The sequence below is a fragment of the Mucilaginibacter flavus genome, from assembly GCF_030409315.1.
Taxonomy (GTDB): Bacteria; Bacteroidota; Bacteroidia; order Sphingobacteriales; family Sphingobacteriaceae; genus Mucilaginibacter; species Mucilaginibacter flavus.
Genome location: NZ_JAUFPS010000001.1, coordinates 26,954 through 44,793, shown reverse-complemented (window position 1 = coordinate 44,793; position 17,840 = coordinate 26,954). Strand labels below are relative to the sequence as shown.

General features: G+C 41.0%; 14 protein-coding genes. 4 read left to right on the top strand and 10 right to left on the bottom strand.

The genetic code is table 11. The features are described 5' to 3' along the window. Positions 1-184 precede the first annotated feature (184 nt). From QWZ17_RS00185 to QWZ17_RS00170, 4 genes are all read right to left on the bottom strand, one after another. Positions 185-1,900 carry a GMC oxidoreductase gene (locus tag QWZ17_RS00185; protein ID WP_290302781.1) on the bottom strand — a complete coding sequence of 572 codons (1,716 nt, stop codon included), beginning with the start codon at positions 1,898-1,900 and terminating at the stop codon, positions 185-187. A 3-nt stretch (positions 1,901-1,903) separates the two neighbouring features. Next, entirely contained in the window at positions 1,904-2,458 is a 555-nt protein-coding gene (locus QWZ17_RS00180) for a gluconate 2-dehydrogenase subunit 3 family protein (protein ID WP_290302780.1), read from the bottom strand. Between the two features lie 172 nt (positions 2,459-2,630). Beyond that, positions 2,631-3,539, bottom strand: a complete 909-nt coding sequence (locus QWZ17_RS00175; protein WP_290302779.1) for a sugar phosphate isomerase/epimerase family protein — start codon at positions 3,537-3,539, stop codon at positions 2,631-2,633. A gap of 157 nt (positions 3,540-3,696) precedes the next feature. Beyond that, the gene (locus QWZ17_RS00170) at positions 3,697-5,196 is read right to left on the bottom strand and encodes a TolB family protein (RefSeq protein WP_290302778.1); all 1,500 of its coding nucleotides are present in this window, start codon (positions 5,194-5,196) and stop codon (positions 3,697-3,699) included. Between the two features lie 600 nt (positions 5,197-5,796). Between QWZ17_RS00170 and QWZ17_RS00165 the strand changes: the two genes are divergently transcribed. Further along, positions 5,797-6,765 (top strand): cellulase family glycosylhydrolase, encoded by a 969-nt coding sequence (locus QWZ17_RS00165; RefSeq protein ID WP_290302777.1) that lies wholly within the window; start codon positions 5,797-5,799, stop codon positions 6,763-6,765. Positions 6,766-6,821: 56 nt separating this feature from the next. Here QWZ17_RS00165 and QWZ17_RS00160 read toward each other — a convergent pair whose 3' ends face one another. The 4 genes from QWZ17_RS00160 to QWZ17_RS00145 all read right to left on the bottom strand — a co-directional run bounded on the left by QWZ17_RS00160 (position 6,822) and on the right by QWZ17_RS00145 (position 12,592). Beyond that, complete coding sequence (locus tag QWZ17_RS00160) at positions 6,822-8,471, bottom strand: GH35 family beta-galactosidase (protein ID WP_290302775.1); 1,650 nt, start codon at positions 8,469-8,471, stop codon at positions 6,822-6,824. 225 nt (positions 8,472-8,696) lie between these two features. After that, on the bottom strand, positions 8,697-9,782 hold the full coding sequence (locus QWZ17_RS00155) for a fatty acid desaturase (RefSeq protein WP_290302774.1): 1,086 nt from the start codon (positions 9,780-9,782) through the stop codon (positions 8,697-8,699). A 247-nt stretch (positions 9,783-10,029) separates the two neighbouring features. Next, the gene (locus QWZ17_RS00150) at positions 10,030-11,937 is read right to left on the bottom strand and encodes a tetratricopeptide repeat-containing sensor histidine kinase (protein WP_290302773.1); all 1,908 of its coding nucleotides are present in this window, start codon (positions 11,935-11,937) and stop codon (positions 10,030-10,032) included. Between the two features lie 88 nt (positions 11,938-12,025). Continuing rightward, positions 12,026-12,592 carry an acyl-CoA thioesterase gene (locus QWZ17_RS00145; RefSeq protein ID WP_290302772.1) on the bottom strand — a complete coding sequence of 189 codons (567 nt, stop codon included), beginning with the start codon at positions 12,590-12,592 and terminating at the stop codon, positions 12,026-12,028. A 384-nt stretch (positions 12,593-12,976) separates the two neighbouring features. On the opposite strand from QWZ17_RS00145, the gene QWZ17_RS00140 reads away from it, so the two are divergent. Together QWZ17_RS00140 and QWZ17_RS00135 are read left to right on the top strand one after the other, a co-directional pair. Beyond that, a complete protein-coding gene (locus tag QWZ17_RS00140) occupies positions 12,977-13,660 on the top strand; it encodes a hypothetical protein (protein ID WP_290302771.1) in 684 nt (227 codons plus the stop codon). Between the two features lie 61 nt (positions 13,661-13,721). Further along, entirely contained in the window at positions 13,722-13,949 is a 228-nt protein-coding gene (locus tag QWZ17_RS00135) for a hypothetical protein (RefSeq protein ID WP_290302770.1), read from the top strand. A 279-nt stretch (positions 13,950-14,228) separates the two neighbouring features. Here QWZ17_RS00135 and QWZ17_RS00130 read toward each other — a convergent pair whose 3' ends face one another. After that, positions 14,229-14,594, bottom strand: a complete 366-nt coding sequence (locus QWZ17_RS00130; RefSeq protein WP_290302769.1) for a SpoIIAA family protein — start codon at positions 14,592-14,594, stop codon at positions 14,229-14,231. A gap of 161 nt (positions 14,595-14,755) precedes the next feature. On the opposite strand from QWZ17_RS00130, the gene queG reads away from it, so the two are divergent. Next, entirely contained in the window at positions 14,756-15,682 is a 927-nt protein-coding gene (queG, locus tag QWZ17_RS00125) for a tRNA epoxyqueuosine(34) reductase QueG (RefSeq protein WP_290302768.1), read from the top strand. Positions 15,683-15,967: 285 nt separating this feature from the next. Here queG and QWZ17_RS00120 read toward each other — a convergent pair whose 3' ends face one another. Beyond that, positions 15,968-17,407: a tetratricopeptide repeat protein gene (locus tag QWZ17_RS00120; protein WP_290302767.1), complete on the bottom strand. Its 1,440-nt coding sequence runs from the start codon at positions 17,405-17,407 to the stop codon at positions 15,968-15,970. Positions 17,408-17,840 lie beyond the last annotated feature (433 nt).

The window sequence follows — 17,840 nt, the reverse complement described above, 5'->3', positions numbered from 1 at the left end:
AATAAAAATTATTTTACAAATATTACATTGTGTTTTTTTTACACAATAGCCTCACCCTGCCCTCTCCAAAGGAGAGGGTTCTAAAAAGCCGCCAATCAAAAGTCCTCTCCTTTGGAGAGGATTATTCGTTTTTTTATTTTTTTGCTATTTGTACTCATGATAGCTACGCTGTTTAGGTGAGGCCCTATATATTCCCCTTCTTCAACTCCCCTACCGCGTAATCAGCTGCGCGGGCTGTGAAGGCCATGTAGGTAAGGGATGGGTTTTGGCATGAGGTTGATGTCATGCTGGCGCCATCGGTTACAAACACGTTTTTTACGTCGTGCATCTGATTCCATTTATTTAGTACCGATGTTTTAGGATCATTACCCATGCGGGCACCGCCCATTTCATGAATATCCAAACCCGGAGCACGTTGATCACTGCTGGCTTTAATATTGGTAAAGCCGGCGCTGGTAAACATTTCTGTCAACTGCTCAATGTAATCCTTCTTCATCTTCGCGTCGTTATCATCGTAATCAACCGAGATCTTTAACTGCGGGATGCCCCACTGATCTTTAAGCGTTTTATCAAGGGCTACATAACTATGTTCTTTAGGTATGGTTTCGCCCATCATGTGCGATCCTACTTTCCAACCGCTCAGGTCATCTTTTACCAGGTTTTCTTTCAGGCTGCTGCCAACACCATCCCAGGGACGCTGCTGGTAACGGTAGGCGCTAAAGCCCGAGGCGTAACCACGTAAAAAATCTGTTTCCTGTTTATAAACGTTGCGGAACCGCGGAATGTAGCCGCCACCCGCCGGGTTACGGCCATCGGTAGTCCAATCTTTGGCACCATCATACTCGGCGCTAATATGTGCCGAATAATTGTGAAAAGCAACATATTTACCCAATACACCACTATCGTTACCTAAACCATTGGGGAAACGGTTTGATGTAGAGTTTAATAAAACCAAGTTGGTGTTTAACGCTGCCGCGTTTACAAATATGATCTTCGCAAAATATTCAATTGCCTCTTTGGTGTTGGCGTCAATAACGCGTACGCCGGTTGCCTTGCCCAACTTCTCATCGTAAATAATTTCCTGCACAACCGAGAACGGGCGCAGCGTTGCGTGGCCTGATTTTAAGGCCCATGGAATAGTAGACGCGTTGGCACTAAAATAGCCACCAAACGGACAACCGCGCTGGCAAAGGTTGCGGCGCTGGCATTGTACCCGGCCCTGGTCAATATGAATTTGATTGGGTTTTGATAAGTGCGCGCAACGGGCACTGATCACGTGGCGATTACTGTATTTGCTTTTAACGTGTTCGCTAAAATAAGTTTCGACGGTATTTAAGGGGAAGGCAGGCAAAAATTCGCCATCGGGTAGTTCGGCCAGGCCGTCTTTATTGCCGGATATGCCTGCAAATTTCTCCACATAGCTATACCATGGCGCTATATCTTTATAACGGATAGGCCAGTCGACCGCGAAACCATCGCGGGCGGGACCTTCAAAATCAAAATCGCTCCAGCGCTGGGTTTGACGCGCCCATAACAGCGATTTACCGCCTACCTGGTAGCCACGAATCCAATCGAAAGGTTTTTCCTGTACGTAAGGATGGTCGGCATCTTTTACAAAAAAATGAGCGGCATCTTCATGAAAAGCATAGCAACGGTTTACAATGGGGTTGGCTTCCTGTATGGCCATTGGCATTTCACCACGATGCTCAAACTCCCAGGGATACATATTGGTGGTAGGGTAATCAATGTTGTGCTTTACATCGCGCCCACGTTCCAAAATCAAGGTTTTAAGGCCCTTATCGGTCAACTCTTTAGCGGCCCATCCCCCACTCATGCCCGATCCTATTACAATGGCATCAAATGTTCTGTCCTTAACGCTATCTATATTTAAATTGGCCATTGTTTATGCTGATTGCTTTTGTTTATACGGAAACCGTGCATTGTACCTGCCCGGTACCAGTTCATAAACTACCTGCCTGGTCATAAAATATTTTGAATTGGTATAGCCGTTAACAGTTTGGCCTTTTATAATGCCATAAAACGTTTTTAACTCTTTAGGGAAAGTCGTGCTTTTGGGATCTTTATCGGCCTCGATGCTTAGCAGCATTTCTTCGCGCTGTTTTGCGCTCAAATCTGCAAATAGTTTATCGTATTTCTTGCTAACGGCATCGGTAAACTGGCCGGCACCTGTAATGAAAGCCTGTTGATCGTCCTTTTTATAACAATCATCCAGCATCTTTAACACAAATAAATGCAGACCTAAGTCCTTTGCACCGGGCGTACTTGTTTTAGGAATAATAGTTTCTGCAATATCGCCCACCAGTTTCTCCTGGTCGGCATTCAAATCAACATTTTTGAGTGCGATGGATGGCTTGCCTTTTTCCTGCATACAGGCAGGCAATAAGGCGGCACCTCCAATTATCAAGGCCAGATTTCTGATGGCAGTACGTCTGTGCATTATTTGTGCTAAATTGTTTTAGTAGCATTGCTAAACATTTTTAAAAGTTTAGCAAATAATTTTAATATGAACTTGTTTGTTTATAAACGGTTTTCAAACTTAATAATTTTACCTTTTAAAACTAACGCTTTTTAAATAAAATATACGCCCCGGTTAAGGTAGCGTAATTGGCTTAATAACCCCATTTTTTCATGATTTGTAAATCAATTTTTACACTATCAACCGGGTCTTTACCCTGGTAGGCTTCCTGCTCAATAATAAACAGCGATGTGCCCCCTTTTTTGCTGCCTGCTTTTACAATCTCCTTTACCGGCATAATGCCCTGCCCTAAAATGCAGCTTTCGGTATCGTCGCCATCATGTGGTGGTACTTTAATCTCGTCCTTCACGTGCATCGATTCAAAGCGGTCTGGATATTTATTGATAAAATCAATAGCGTGCCCACCAGTGCTGAGCATATTGCCAATATCAATTTGCTGGGCAACCAAAGCGGGATCGGTGTTTTGGATGATATAATCATACAGGGTGATATCGCCAACCTTGGTGCTGATCTCGAAATTGTGATTATGATAACCAAACTTCATCCCCGATTTTTGACACAGCTCTCCGGATTTGTTAAAACGTTCCATGGCTTTTTTAAGGGCATCCATATCGGTGCGCACTTTCTCGTCCAACCACGGACTGATAACATATCTTTGGCCCATCGTGGCGGCATCTTCAATGGTATATTTCCAGGCATCGGTAAAATCGTTCTTAGCTTCGTCCCAATGCTGGGTGGTCATAACGGTATGGCCGCTTGGCATTTTAAGGGCCAAATCGTCCAATATTTTTTTAAACTCCTTTGCCGGGTAGCCGTAAAACTTGCGATCGATATAATTAGCATGTTCCACATGGTGATAGCCCGCGTCGGCAATTTTTGTCAGCGTTCCTTTCGGATCAAGCTTCATGGCATCGCGTACACTATAAAGCTGCACCCCTACCCGTTGTAATTTTTTTTCTGCTGCAAATAAACTATCGGGCAAAAGCGCCGCGCCTGCAACAGCTAAGGCTCCGGTTTTTAAAAACGATCTGCGTGTAGTCATGGAATTAGAATCAAGAGTTAAGAATCAAGAATTAAGACAGGAATTATAATTGTTAGTCAAGATATGAGTATTTTGAACCAAAATGAAAACTTGTTTTTTTAAAACCGTCGCTATTTTTTTCATTGTCTTGATTCTTGACTCTTAACTCTTGACTCTTCTATTTCGAGTTACTCACAAAAGCAAGGTGTTTACTATCTGGTGCCCATGATGGTGTATTGATAGTACCCTGGCCTCCGTATAAATAAGCTACCACTTTTGATGGGCCGCCTCCTACGGGCATCACCCTTAAAAATACGTGTTTGTAAAAAGGATGATCGCCGGGGGCTACTTCATTTTTAAGGAAGGTGATATACACTATCCATTTACCATCGGGCGAAACGTGTGGAAACCAGTTATTATAATCATCATTGGTGATCTGCGTTTGTTCGGTGCCATCGGCTTTCATGCGCCAAACCTGCATCAGGCCGCTGCGTACCGAATTAAAGTAGATGTATTTGCCATCCGGCGTATATTCCGGACCATCATCCAAACCGGGAGTATTGGTCAACCGTTCTTCGGGACCACCCGTCGATGGGATGCGGTATACATCAAACTCCTTATTACGTTCGCCACAAAACACAATGTACTTGCCATCCGGCGACCAACCGTGCATATAGCTTGCGCCTTTCCCTAAAATCGACACTCTTTTGGCTTCGCCGCCGTTGGCAGAAACGGTGTAACCAATTGACGGACCACCATCGCCACTGCTAATAGCCAGCATTTTACCATCAAAAGAAAGCACGTGATCATTATTATTGTTTTTAGCCGCGCCGGTGTTTAAAACCGACGGTGTATTGGTTTTAAGATCATACTTATATAACGAACCTTCACTGTTGTAAATGAGGCTTTTGCCATCCTTTGTCCAGTTAGGGGCCTGCAATGATTTTGGCGACTGGTATATGATGGTACTATTTTGCGTTTCCAGGTCAAGCACTTCGATGTTACTACTTAAATATTGTTTGTAAGCTACTAAATCAGCAGGCGCTGGTACTACTATCCGCACATTACTGAATGTAGCGCTTTCACTTACATCGGCATTGTGCGAGCAAATGAAAATACCCACATAAACATCATCGCCCAAATCCAAATCACTTACTTCTTCGGTCACAAATAAATCGCCTTTGCGGGCAACAGACATTGTATAAGTATTTCCCTTGCGTTCCAGCTGGATTACATCAGCCGCGGTGATGCCTGCTTTTTTCTCTTCGGTAACGCCGCCCACGGTTTTGCGGTATTGCAGTGAGGTTAAGCCATCACCATGCACAACGGCATTGATATGCTTTGAGTCAGATTCCAGCGTACTGCGAACCATCAAACCCACTTTGCGGTGCAGTTCCACACCTTTGCCTATGAAAGCGGCATTGGTACGCAGAATAAAATCGCCCTTCATTTTTTTCCACACAAAATGAAAATCATCATGCGTAGCCCAAATGTTTTGGCCCGATCCGGTAAGGTGATATTGCTGTAGCCCGGCATCGTATTGCGCACTCCCGGCGTGTTTAACTGTACCTACGTCAGTTTGATTATCAAAGATGCCGATACCCTGGGCTTGCGCTTTCCTGTTAAAAAAAGCAAAGCACAGCAGGCTAACCGCAAAACAGATCACTTTAATACGCATTGGTTTAGAATTTAAGTTGGTGTTTAAATTACACTACTAATTGGTGTTACTAAGGTATACAATCTGCCGGTAATTAAAATAATACTTTTTTAACATAATGCCGGGTGCAAAGTAAAAAAGGAGTGACAGTTTTAGCTGTCACTCCTTTTTATATACCATTATCATCCCGGATAGTTATTATACACGCAACCCGCTCAATAAGTATTCTGTAGTGCCGGCAATTTAATGTAGCGTTGAAATAAATTAATCATGAGTACAACAATTATCATGTTATCCGATACCTGCGATATGAGCTTTAAAAGGCATAAAAAACAATATAGCAGGGTAATTATCCAAAATAGCCATAAAAATACTATGCCTTTATATATAATTATTGATCGATGGTTAAAAAACTATTAACTCATACAGTAAATATCTACAACAAAAGAAATTTTAATAAATATATTTAACTACTATGAATTGACAAAATTGTATTATGCTCATACACAGGTACAATTTTATATTTGATATGTTATAAAACATATATTATTCGGTCGGCATAGTGCACGATGTTGAGGCTGCAATAATTACCATTTACCAATTTACTTAAATTTTAAAAAAATGAAATCAACCCTTAGCCGGAAACGTAGTTTCCGTATTGCGGCCTATTTGTGCGCAATTTTTGTCGCAACTTTAAGCAGTTGTCGAAAAGACAGTATCAACCCATCAAATAACGACGAAACCTCGCCCACAGATGGCAGCCATTTAGCTGTCGAATCTACATCTGGATTTGGAAACGGTACCAACCTACAGCCATCGTACTACAATAACGGCAATCCTAATTTTGGATGGTCGCTTATGAAACAACAAAGTAAAATAAAAACGCTCAGGATTGAGATTGACCCAAGCAGGGTGAGTACAAGTACAGCTAAAAACTGGATAGACCAGGCAAAAAGCAATGGCTACACCTCTATTATCTGCACTTTTCATGAGTTTGGCGGCTCTGATAATTTAAGCGATCTGCTAACCGCGGCCAACTGGTGGAAAAACAACTACAACAGCCTGGGCGGAGGCTTTACCATTAACTTATGTAATGAATGGGGTAGCCACAACATCAGCGCATCTACCTACGCCGATTATTACAACCAGGCTATAGCGGTTGTACGCCAGGTTTATAGTGGCAATATCATTATCGATATCCCGGGTTGGGGACAGGAAACGCTTACTGCTTACAATGCTATTAAAACAAGCAGCCCTAAAATTACCGATAGTAAAATTATCCTGTCAACCCATATTTATCCGGGTAACTACAATCAGGGCCGGGGTCATACTTACCAAAAATCAGACCTGGACGATTTATCAAACACCGGCAAACCCATTATTGTTGGCGAGTTTGGTACAGGATCTGGCAGTTGCGACTGGTCGGGATGCGTAGATTATGCAAAATCAAAAGGGTGGACAGTTTTATCCTGGTGCTGGAATGGCGATGGCAACAGCCTTAATATGGTAAATCCTTCATGGGCAAGCAACCCTACGGCTACCTCATTTACAACAAACTCCTATTTTACAACGGTATACGCCAAGCTGTAACTTAACATTGTTATCAAAAAACACCTTAACGGCGCCGCTAAGGTGTTTTTTTTGTACTATTCATACCTGTAAAACCTTACATATTGAATGCTGTAGTTTTTTGAGGGGAATTTTAATCCCGTGCCTGCAAAAATGCTGTTGTTTATTTCATCGCCGTTTAGTCTTTTTCCTTTTATCCACTTCCCGTTTTTAAATACACCCTCATCCGCCACATCAATGGCGATAAGCGGTAAATTACCGGCAACTTCCGGTTCAAATAAAACATCTAATGATTTGCCGGCTACAATAAATTCATCGGGTGCTATGTTTATGATAATACCACCGGCTACTTTGCCTGTGCTTTTATCGATTAACCTGGCTGTAAGCCGATATCCTCCCAAATTAAAATGCTGTTCAGCTTCCGCGGTATCAACCAAAATACCTCTCATGGTTTGCAATCCCTCATTTTTAAGGATCAACTCCTTCAGCTGGTTTAGCACCATGTACGCCTGGGCAATATTTTTATTTGTTTTAATATCCCCATCAATACCAAAAGGCGAAAAGCCCATGGCATTATGTTCGCCAAAAGCATAAAAGGCACGGGGACCAGTAGCAACATCCCCTTGCGCTTCGGGAATAAACAAGGGGTTACCACAAGCGTTAAATTGGGCAGTAACCTCCTTAAACCGCGGCACATAAATATCAGGTGCAATCAAATCAATTGCCGGCGCGGCGCAGCGATACATATCTAATACCTGCGGCAACGGACCACCGCTTGGGTATTTACCGGGATAGGACTCAGCAGGCTGTTTTAGCCAGGCATTAACATACATGGGAATCTGATATGCAGCTTTACCAGCGGCCGCAACAATACCTATATACCGGGCAGTGTAATAAGCCATAAACAGCTCTTCGGTATAGTAAGATAAATGCTGTCCGTCATTTTTATCAACAGTGCTTTTTCCAAAAACCTGTTCCCAGGTGCCTTGGGTTTTAAATCCATTATCCTTCCATACCTTATACAATTCGGGAACCAGGTTCTTTTTATGTTTTTCAAGGTATTTAAACAATTCGGCAGGAACCGCGCCATTAAAAGCGGTATTGGCGATGTCACTATAATCTCGGTTTGAATGGAGTATACCAGCCTCGTTCTCCACTTGCATCATAACTACCGTTTGCTGCTTTTGGTCTACCTGTTTAATATGAGCCATCAACCGGCTAAAGGCATTCGCCTCATCCTGCCATGTGGCTTCGCCAAATGCAGATAATATTTCGAGCGTTTTTCCCGATTGATCCTTCACATACGGATACTGATGAAAGTTTTTTTTAACCCACGACGGCACATACGTAGATGCGCCACTTTTCCAGCTGCCGAACCATATCAATATTAAATGCAGGCCTTGTTTGCGCGCTCCCATGATCATGCTATCCGGCAACGAAAAATCAAACCGCCCTTTTTGATCCTCTATCAACTCCCATGAAACTGGCGCAATTACCGTGTTAAGGTACGCGGCAGCCATTTGTTTCCAAATAGTTTTCAAATACGCGGCATCAGAAGCGCTTGAATTATGCAGCTGCCCTGCCAATACCAAATAAGGCCGATTGTTAACCATCAAACGTACAGCGGTGCCCTGCTTTTCAAGATGCGGCCCTTTAATCCCCGGTACTTGCGCCGATGCAAAATAAAAAAGTACAATAAGACATATGGTAAGGGCAGGCTTTTTCATAATTGGTTATAGAGAAATGACTAACAATACTTTACAAGTTTAAGCATAGCCTATTATTAATACAACAACGCTATTTTATATTATATTGAAGCTAAAAGCAAAATGCACAAAGCCTAAGGCCAACATACTGTTTGGGTTAGTACAATAAATTTATTATCGAACCCTGTATAACAAAAAGAGGAGTAACGTTGCCGCCACTTCTCTTTTATTTATGCTAATTATCTTTTACTTTACGCGCACCAACGCCGGTTTTACCTCGGCATAAACCAAAACGGGTTCCATAACTTCAGGCACTTCTATCTCGCTGCAATATTTAAGCAAAAATTCTTTTTTTGAATCTTTGTATGAGGTTACTGCCCCTAACATGCTCATCATTTTAATATAGCACCAGGCCAAATCAAACTGGTGTTTTTTAAACCCGGAACGGGCACTTTTAGGATAAAGGTGGTGGTTATTATGCCACTCGCCGGCTACATAGCCCGGCCATAGCTGATTAACCGACATATCTTCGCGGTTATGGTCGATACCTTCCCTGCGTTTATCTTCGCCTTTGCCGTGGCCTTCGTAGTTAAAGGTACGTACACCTACGCCCCAAAAACCGGCTGCCCCAAACATGGCGCAAGCCAAAGGCATGCCACCTAATAAATAAAAGGCTGCAAACCAAAAGCCCCAGTTAAGAATAATGCCTGCAACAGTACGGTATGGATTGGCAATGGTTCCCCATTTTTGATATTGAGCATAGGTATTTGGTGTAACGCCTACGTGTTTCATTAGGTTGATGCATTTTTTGTAGCAGGCCTCGGTCATGTTACGGGATATGGGCTGGTGATTTACATCGGCCAGAAAGCAATATAAAAATCCACCCTGGGCATTATAAGGATCGCCGGGCTGATCAGACAGCGCGTGATGCACATGGTGCGATACGGCGTAAATTTCTTCGGGGATAATTTTAAGCGTTAAATTTTGGGTAAAAAAACGCCAGAAGTTATTTTTAAATGTATAGGCGTTATGCGTGCAATAACGATGATGCCATATGGTACCATGTGTGCCCATCACTATCATGCTGTAAACAAAAGCTACAACCAGGCCTGTTATGGTAAAGTATTTAAAAATGAACAGGAACAAAAACGGTGTTAAACAAACAATCAGCATCCAGCTTAAAAATGAAAGCCAGTTCTTTTTATCTTTAAAAACATTCAGTCTCGAGAAAAACTCTTTAAGGATTAAACCATTGCTTGGTTTTGAAAGGTTACCATCCTTATCTGTCCAACCGTAAGCAGGCGGTTCGAGCACTGTGTTTAAAAAAGCCATTAAATAATCGGGGTTAGTTTATATTGTTAGGAAGTCAAATAGTGTCACAATATAGTAAAATATAATTACTACAATGTTTTATTTAGATATTGTAGGATGTGTCAAATCCACCAATAAAGTTAAAACGCTTACTAAATAATTAAATTACTTATCAGTTAGTAAATATTTACGTAGTTATACGTTGTAAAGATTGTTTTAGATACAATTATTTGTTGATTGCTTAACAGAAAAAAGGAATAATTTTTGCTTAGCCAGCCAAAGGCAGACTAAAACTAAAGGTGCTGCCCTGGTTTAGCGTTGATGTTACCCACAACCGGCCACCGTTAAATTCCACCAGTTCTTTACATAAAAATAAGCCAATACCGGTGCCAACCTCACCCATGGTACCATTTTGAGTAAAGTGCGAATTAAGATTGAAGAGTTTGGGCAATTGCTCTTCGGCAATGCCTTTTCCGGTATCATTTACGTTGATGACCAGTTCTGTGTTGGTAACAGCGCTGCTGAGTGTGATGATGCCATTATCGTCAGTAAATTTAATAGCGTTACTAATCAGGTTGCCAATAACCACTTTTACGTGTTTTTCATCAGCTTTAACACAATGACCGGTAATAGCCACGTTTTGAAACCTGATATTTTTTTGAAGTAAAGCATAATTATAGGTTTGTGCCATTTCATCGCCAATCAAATTAATGTCGATAGCGGCGGGTGTAACATTGATCCCCCTGATTTGGCTGCCGGCCCATTCCAATAAATTGTTAAGCGTAAGCTCTCCGCCTTTTATTACCGGCCCCATTTTACGCATCAGACCCTGCATATCTTCCAGGTCCAGGCTATCATTTTCAAACAGGCTTATAATATTGCGCAGGTTAGCAAACGGCGTGCGCAGGTCATGCCCGATAACCGCGAGCAGCTTATCTTTTAATTTATTTACTGCCGCAAGATTGGCTGATTGGTCTTCTATTAAACCTTTTTGAACCAGCAAGGCTTCGTGCTGCCTACCCAGTTTAGTATTCAATTGTTTTTTTTGCTTGTAATTATACCAGGTTACATACAGGGCCAGCAGCACCACTACTAATGATACGCTTAGTGTAACAATAATGGCGTTTTGAAAACTTATCCGCGCTTTATCCTCGCGTCCCATTTGCTGCATTATGGCAATTTCATTTAAACGGGCATTAAGCGCAAAGTAATTCTGGATAAGCTCGGTATTCCGTTGTTTATCTGTTGTATTTAATTTATCGAGCGCCGCGCTGTACTTTTTTTGATAAGCAAGGGCAGTCCCAAGGTCCTTCTTTTGCTCGTAGGCAAACATCATGGTTCGGTACGCGCCAGATATGCCGTCCATCAACCCAATACTGTCTGCCAGCGACGCGCCTTTTTGAGCCCAAATTATGGCGTTATCATATTGCTTAAGCTGGTTATAAACATCGGCATACTCCACATACATTTTGGCGCGCAAACGTTTATTACCTGTTTTAAAACTCATGCGGTAAGCACTATCATTATACGCAAGTGCTTTAGGTATCTGATTTTTAAAACGATAAATAGAACCAAGCCGTGTGTAAATGATATTTATTTCGCCATCATCTTTGGCTGCCCTATCAAATGTGAGCGCTTTTAAACTGGCTTCAAGCGCTTTATCATAGTCTTTTATACGGGTGTACAACAAGGCTTTTTCGCTGTAATTTTTACCTTGTAACAATATGTCATCGTTAGCGTACTTTGCCGATAGTTCGATATTTTTACCCGCATCGGCAAAATTTTTAAGCTCCATGTAAGTACGGCCGGTAGCATTGTAACAATTAGCCAGCAGTTTACCTTCATTTTTGGGAATATACGTTAATGCCGATTTAAGGTAAAACAAACTGATAGGATAATAAGACTGCGACCAGTATACATGCCCCAGGTTTAAAAAACTTTCGCCAATGCCTTTGTTATATTTTATTTTTTCTGACAAAAGCAAAGCCTGCTCGGCCAATTTACGGGCCGAATCCGGGCAGCTCACATACAGCTCATTAGCATCGTGGTTTAGCTTATCTATGTATGTTTTAAGGCCGTTAGTATCGGTAGGAATTACCCCCCCGACCTTCTTTTGGGCGTAGCTTGCGCTATAAATCATCAACAACAACAGCACCTGGCTAAAAATACGCCTCATTTATACGGGGGAATTTGGGATCACTAAGTCAGTTATATTATACGGCATTGTAAGCAACATGTTGCAGCCATAAGCTAAGCAAGCGCCGCTAACCGGCAACAATGCAGCGTTCGCCCTGTAGCATTGCTATGCAGTGCTCATAATTATCGGGCATTTTTATCTGCTCCACCTCTTTCATATAGCTTTGCTTGATCTCTTTTCGGCGGCGCGCCTCAATAAACCGCCTCACGTGTTCGCGATGTTCCAATACTAATCCAGGCACCCTGGCCGGCTTATTATGCTCATCTTTTGCCACCATGGTAAAATAACTGGTATTGGTATGCTTGGCAGAATTATTTTTAATATTTTCTGATACAACCCTTATACCAACCACCAACGATGTTTTACCAACATAATTTACAGATGCCATTAACGATACCAGATCGCCAACCTCAACAGGCTGCAAAAAATCAACCGTATCAATTGATGCCGTAACGCAGTAATTGCCCGCATGCTTGGCCGCGCAAACGTAAGCTACCTTGTCCATCAAAGACAGCAAAATGCCTCCATGAATTTTACCACCAAAGTTAGAATACGATGGTATCATCAGTTCGGTTATGGTAGTTTGAGAAAAGCTTACTGTTTTATAATCGGCTTGATCGGTTAGGGCGGTCATACTATAACATTTATGTTACAAGTTTAAGCATACCGTCTAATTATTGCAACAGTAGAATTACACATCAAAAAAACACTGGTTTTATGTTAATATTTCGTTATTACTAAACTAAACGCTATAAATCGATGTAAAATAATCCATCATTATTACATCTTTTTACCTGTCATTAATCTGGCAATTGCAGCATAAACTTCCCCCTTTTGTTATCAACTTCAAAAACAGTAGTATACATAAACGCAGCCACAGCAAACAACCAATTAAATTACCCGTTAAGTAAATTTATATGGCGTAAAAACATCGCGAAAGTTTTATTTTTTAATATATTGAGGCGGTTGTTATTGATCACAACCTGCATTATATTTACCAAAATATCGATAATAACCTTTGAAAAACATTCCGCTGCTAATCATTATACTCCTTTTTGCAAAAAAGGGCTTTACACAGGAAACTATTGAGCGCAGCCGCCAAACCAGCAAGCATATTACAGAAAAACTACATGTTTTAAAAAGCGATAAAAGTACACGCCAGGGTTCTTGTTTGGTTATTTATGATAAAAAATACGCTATCGCCAACGGCAAATATGATCACGACGTGAGAGTTGGGATATGGCATTTCTTTACGTCAGACGGGCACCTGGTACAAAATTATGACTACAACAGCAAGGAGATTACTTACGAAGCCCCCGAAGATACCTTATCAAACCTACGCTATTTTGTTGATAAACAATTAGCCGACTCTGATAAAACCACCAAACCATTTAAAGTAGGTGGCCGTTATTATGGTTATTTGCCTTATTTAAAATTGTTTAAGCTCCCGGCTAACCTTATGGATATTAACCGGACGGTATCCTGGGCTGTTTGTGAATTGCTGGTTAGTCCATACGGGCGGTTGGCTTACCTAAAAGTTACTTTATATAGCGGCAATTACACCAAAACCTTCAACATGAACATTGATCTTTTAGCCGAAGAAGATAAAGTATTTGTACCCGCAACCGTAAATAACCAACCTATCGGTTGCCGTATTATGCTCAAAGCCTATATTGAAGATGATGGTACGCTGGGGTTTTAAGGGTAAAAGATAAAATTGATTGATACATTCATTTTGGCAATTATCTTTAGTAAATTTGTTTATGACCACGCTAACCGTAGATATCGAAAATGAAAAAGATCTGCCTGTTTTAAAAGAAATTTTAAATCGGTTTGGATTAACCTATCGGGTAGATAAAACAAAAGAGTATAGCTTTTCAGAAGCCGAAATAAAAGACCTTTTAAAAACCAAACAAGATTTCCTTGACGGAAAGACGACGGCGCGTGATTGGAAAGATATAGAAGATGATTTGAACCGTGCCTACAATTAAGCTATTAAAACGGGCTGAATTTGAATTGATAGATGCCTGTAATTGGTACGAAAAACAGCAAAAAGGACTTTCATCAAAATTAAGACGAGAAATCAAAATCTCCCTGAAATCGATTGAATCTGGACCAAAATTATTTCCACAGAAATATGGAACTGATTTGCGATTTCTTCCAGTTGAAAAATTCCCGTATGTAATAGTTTATTGGTACGACGAATTATTAAGCGTTGTATTTGTAACTTCCATTTTTCATACGAAGAGAAATCCAAGTAGTTTTGAGTTTTAAGCTCCCGTTATCCACCTAACCGCCTCATCCAATTCTTCTAACCGATAGCCTTTGTATTGGCCTGGCAATATGTATTTAAACAGGTGGCTAAATTCCCTTACCCCTTCCCTATCGGTAACAATGGCCAGTTTATTCCATTTGGTAAAGTATTTTAAGCCTATACCAATATTGCCGCACCATGCGCCGGCATCAAAATTTTTGATGTCGGCTTCCAGGATCAGCAGGTAATTTATCTTTCCATTTTCTTTGATGTGTTCGTCCAGTAAGGGCTCAAGCTGTTGCTCATACTCTTCATTGGTCATTTCACCAACGGCATGTACACCTAAAATATATTTCGGCAGGTAAGTTAAGTGTTGCAGCATTTATCCTAAATATTTTACCAATAGTTACAAAAAACACACCACCAATTAATTCTAACTCCTTTTTGAAGTATATAACATGTTTTTTACAATTACTACAGCTTAACTACCCTCGTTTAAGCTTATTAATTGTGATTTCAATTAATAGTATCTTTGTATTTGATATGCAAAACAGGACGGTATATAGCCAGTTGATTAAAGCCGAAGCCCAAAAGCTTGGCTTTTTGTTTTGCGGTATAGCTAAAGCTGAGTTTTTGGAACAGGAAGCCCCCCGCCTTGAATTGTGGTTAAAAAAAAACATGCACGGCGAAATGCAGTACATGGAAAATCATTTTGATAAACGCCTTGACCCGCGCCTGCTGGTTGATGGTGCAAAATCGGTGATCTCCCTGGGTATTAATTATTATACCGATAATCAGCAGGCCGATCCATCAGCTCCCAAAATATCAAAATATGCCTACGGGATAGATTATCATACGGTTATAAAAGATAAGTTGCGCCAGTTATTACAAACCATAAACGAGCAGATTGGTGAAGTTGGCGGCAGAGTGTTTGTTGATTCGGCCCCGGTGCTGGATAAGGCCTGGGCCAAAAAATCGGGCATGGGCTGGATAGGTAAAAACTCCAACCTGCTCAATAAAAAAGCAGGCTCGTTCTTTTTTTTGGCCGAACTGATCATCGACCTGGAGCTGGAATATGACGTTGCCCCTACTATTGATCATTGCGGTACCTGTACCAATTGTATAGATGCCTGCCCTACTGATGCTATTGTTGGCCCTTATGTGGTTGATGGCAGCAGGTGCATCTCCTACCTCACCATCGAACTTAAAAATGAAATCCCGGCCGAGTTTAAAGGCAAAATGGATAACTGGATGTTTGGATGCGACGTTTGCCAGGACGTATGCCCCTGGAACCGATTTTCGGTACTCAATACCGAACAATCCTTTATCCCCCACCCCGACCTGTTGCACCTAAAAGCTGCCGACTGGCAGGACATTACCCAGGATGTTTTCCAAAAAGTATTCAAAAACTCAGCCGTAAAACGTACTAAATTTAGCGGATTGAAGCGGAATATTGATTTTTTGAAGTAGTGAGTAGTTTAAGACTATCGGACTGGCGGACTTTAGGACTTTTTGGATAATGGAACTATTAGACTTTGAAACTTTTGGATAATATGACGACTATTAGATTTCGCGATTATGAATCTTCTGGTGGTAATCCTTTTTGATGACCATGTTTGTGTTTAAATATTGAAGTTAAAAAAAGATCTTCTAAGCGACCGTTTATGAAAAAATCCCATAGCCTACAGGCCCTACAGTCCAAACGTCCCACACAAAGTCCAAACGTCCTACAGTCCAATAAGTCTCAAAGTCCTATTACGTAGCCGTTGTCCTTGCAGGGTTATGGAGCATGTCGCTCATGTCGATAATTTTCTCGTCAATTTCGGATACGCATTTATCCATCATGGCAATACATTCTTTTTCGTCAACAAGGCCTTCCCGCTCAAGGTTAATAAGGCCGCGAAGGGTAGCGATAGGCCCCCGGATTTGGTGCGAGAGGTAGGAGGAATGCTCTGAGAGTTTTCGGTTCTTGATCTGGAGGTCTTTGGTGCGCTCGTCAATGATCTCTTCCAGGTGGTGGTTAATACGGTCAAGGTTGTCCTTCTGTCGGGATACTTCGCCGTTAAGCAGAGTAAGCTGAGCATTTGTTTTGGCTTTGCGTTTTACATTGCCAAAAAGTAACCCAATTACAACTAATAAAAGGCCTGCAACAATGGTTACTGCCCAAAACTTGGTGCGGTCATAGGCTTGTCTTTCGGCGGCGCGTTCGCTTTCCTTACGTTGTTCTTCCTGCTTACGGGTAGCCTCAATCAGTTTCATTTGTACCGATGTATTGGTTTTATAAGTGGTACTATCAACTTTATAAATTTCTCTTAAATAAAAAAGAGCTTTAGCGTAATCCTTGCGGTTATACTCCAGCTCGTAAGTGGTGTGCTTGTAATCGTAATCCATTTTGGGGTCTTTCACCAGCGCGGTGTAAATAACCCCTTCTTTTACAATTTTTTCGGCCTCATCAAATCTTTTCTGGTTAATATACAATGAGGCCAGTGTAAGATCAACGCTGGCTATGGTTTCGCTTAAATCATAGCGTTTGGCGGCCGAATTGGCCTCTAACAATAAAGACAGCGCGGTATCATAGTTATTGAGCTTGTATTGTATAACGCCTAAGTTTTGTAAACACTGAATAATGTTGATGGAATCTTTTAAGGTTACAAAGCTGGCCTTGCTTTCTTCGTAGTATTTAAGCGCCTGGTGAAGGCTGTTTTTGCGATTGTAAACGTTACCTAAGTTAATTTTAAGTTTAGCAATTAAGCCAATATCTTTAATCTTGGTAGCTATGGCCAGCGATTGAAAAAAGTATTCGAGCGCGCGGCTGGCATCATGATCCCTGAAAAGGTTGCCCATGTTGTTGTACACCGCGGCTTCGCCGCTGAGGTTGCCTGCTTTGGTAAAGTATACTACAGCGCTTAAGTAATTTTCAAATGATTTTTCGGCATTGTCTCGATAGTAATTGGCAATACCGGCAACGCGGTAAGCCTCTGCAATGCCATTGTTGTAACCAATTTTACGCGCCATTGCCATTGCCCGTGCAGCATCCACTGCCGATTGCTCCGGATCGGTTAATCGGTTATCTAATGCCTGCTTATTTATCCGGATAACTTCTGTTGTATCGTTTCCAATAGCACTATCCAAATCTTTCGCTAATACAGAGAAGCCAGTAAAAAATAGTAAAAGAAAGGTAATGGTTCTTTTCATTAAAGCACTGTTACGGATATTGAATTGGAAAGTTATAAATTATACTTCATATAGCGAAAAACATGCGGAAAAAGATTGTTGAAAATTATTTAATTAAAATTTGCTTGGTAATTAAAAAACATATCTATATTTGTGGTGTTAATTGATTGATATACAGTTGATTAATTTAAGTATTTTAGCGTATTTTATGATATTTTTAAGCATAAAATAGCTGTTTCAAACTACTGATTATGTAGTGAAAAAATACTTAAGTGGATGATATTTACAAATACGCTACCTGGTAATGAAAACAGAGTTAAAAATTATGAAATTCTTTTTCCTAAACTTTTGGTATAGTGTTTAAAATTAACAATTTATTTATTAAATAAAAACAAAAATGAATGAATAAAACGGCATGATATTAAGAAATATTTAAGTCGGTTTTATCCAAAAA

Bases quoted from the DNA above. Each gene is read 5' to 3' on its own strand.
- QWZ17_RS00120 (WP_290302767.1), bottom strand. From the start codon at position 17,407: ATGAAAAGAACCATTACCTTTCTTTTACTATTTTTTACTGGCTTCTCT.
- QWZ17_RS00135 (WP_290302770.1), top strand. From the start codon at position 13,722: ATGACCACGCTAACCGTAGATATCGAAAATGAAAAAGATCTGCCTGTT.
- QWZ17_RS00160 (WP_290302775.1), bottom strand. From the start codon at position 8,471: ATGAAAAAGCCTGCCCTTACCATATGTCTTATTGTACTTTTTTATTTT.
- QWZ17_RS00145 (WP_290302772.1), bottom strand. From the start codon at position 12,592: ATGACCGCCCTAACCGATCAAGCCGATTATAAAACAGTAAGCTTTTCT.
- QWZ17_RS00165 (WP_290302777.1), top strand. From the start codon at position 5,797: ATGAAATCAACCCTTAGCCGGAAACGTAGTTTCCGTATTGCGGCCTAT.
- QWZ17_RS00180 (WP_290302780.1), bottom strand. From the start codon at position 2,458: ATGCACAGACGTACTGCCATCAGAAATCTGGCCTTGATAATTGGAGGT.
- QWZ17_RS00170 (WP_290302778.1), bottom strand. From the start codon at position 5,196: ATGCGTATTAAAGTGATCTGTTTTGCGGTTAGCCTGCTGTGCTTTGCT.
- QWZ17_RS00130 (WP_290302769.1), bottom strand. From the start codon at position 14,594: ATGCTGCAACACTTAACTTACCTGCCGAAATATATTTTAGGTGTACAT.
- QWZ17_RS00175 (WP_290302779.1), bottom strand. From the start codon at position 3,539: ATGACTACACGCAGATCGTTTTTAAAAACCGGAGCCTTAGCTGTTGCA.
- queG (WP_290302768.1), top strand. From the start codon at position 14,756: ATGCAAAACAGGACGGTATATAGCCAGTTGATTAAAGCCGAAGCCCAA.
- QWZ17_RS00150 (WP_290302773.1), bottom strand. From the start codon at position 11,937: ATGAGGCGTATTTTTAGCCAGGTGCTGTTGTTGTTGATGATTTATAGC.
- QWZ17_RS00155 (WP_290302774.1), bottom strand. From the start codon at position 9,782: ATGGCTTTTTTAAACACAGTGCTCGAACCGCCTGCTTACGGTTGGACA.
- QWZ17_RS00185 (WP_290302781.1), bottom strand. From the start codon at position 1,900: ATGGCCAATTTAAATATAGATAGCGTTAAGGACAGAACATTTGATGCC.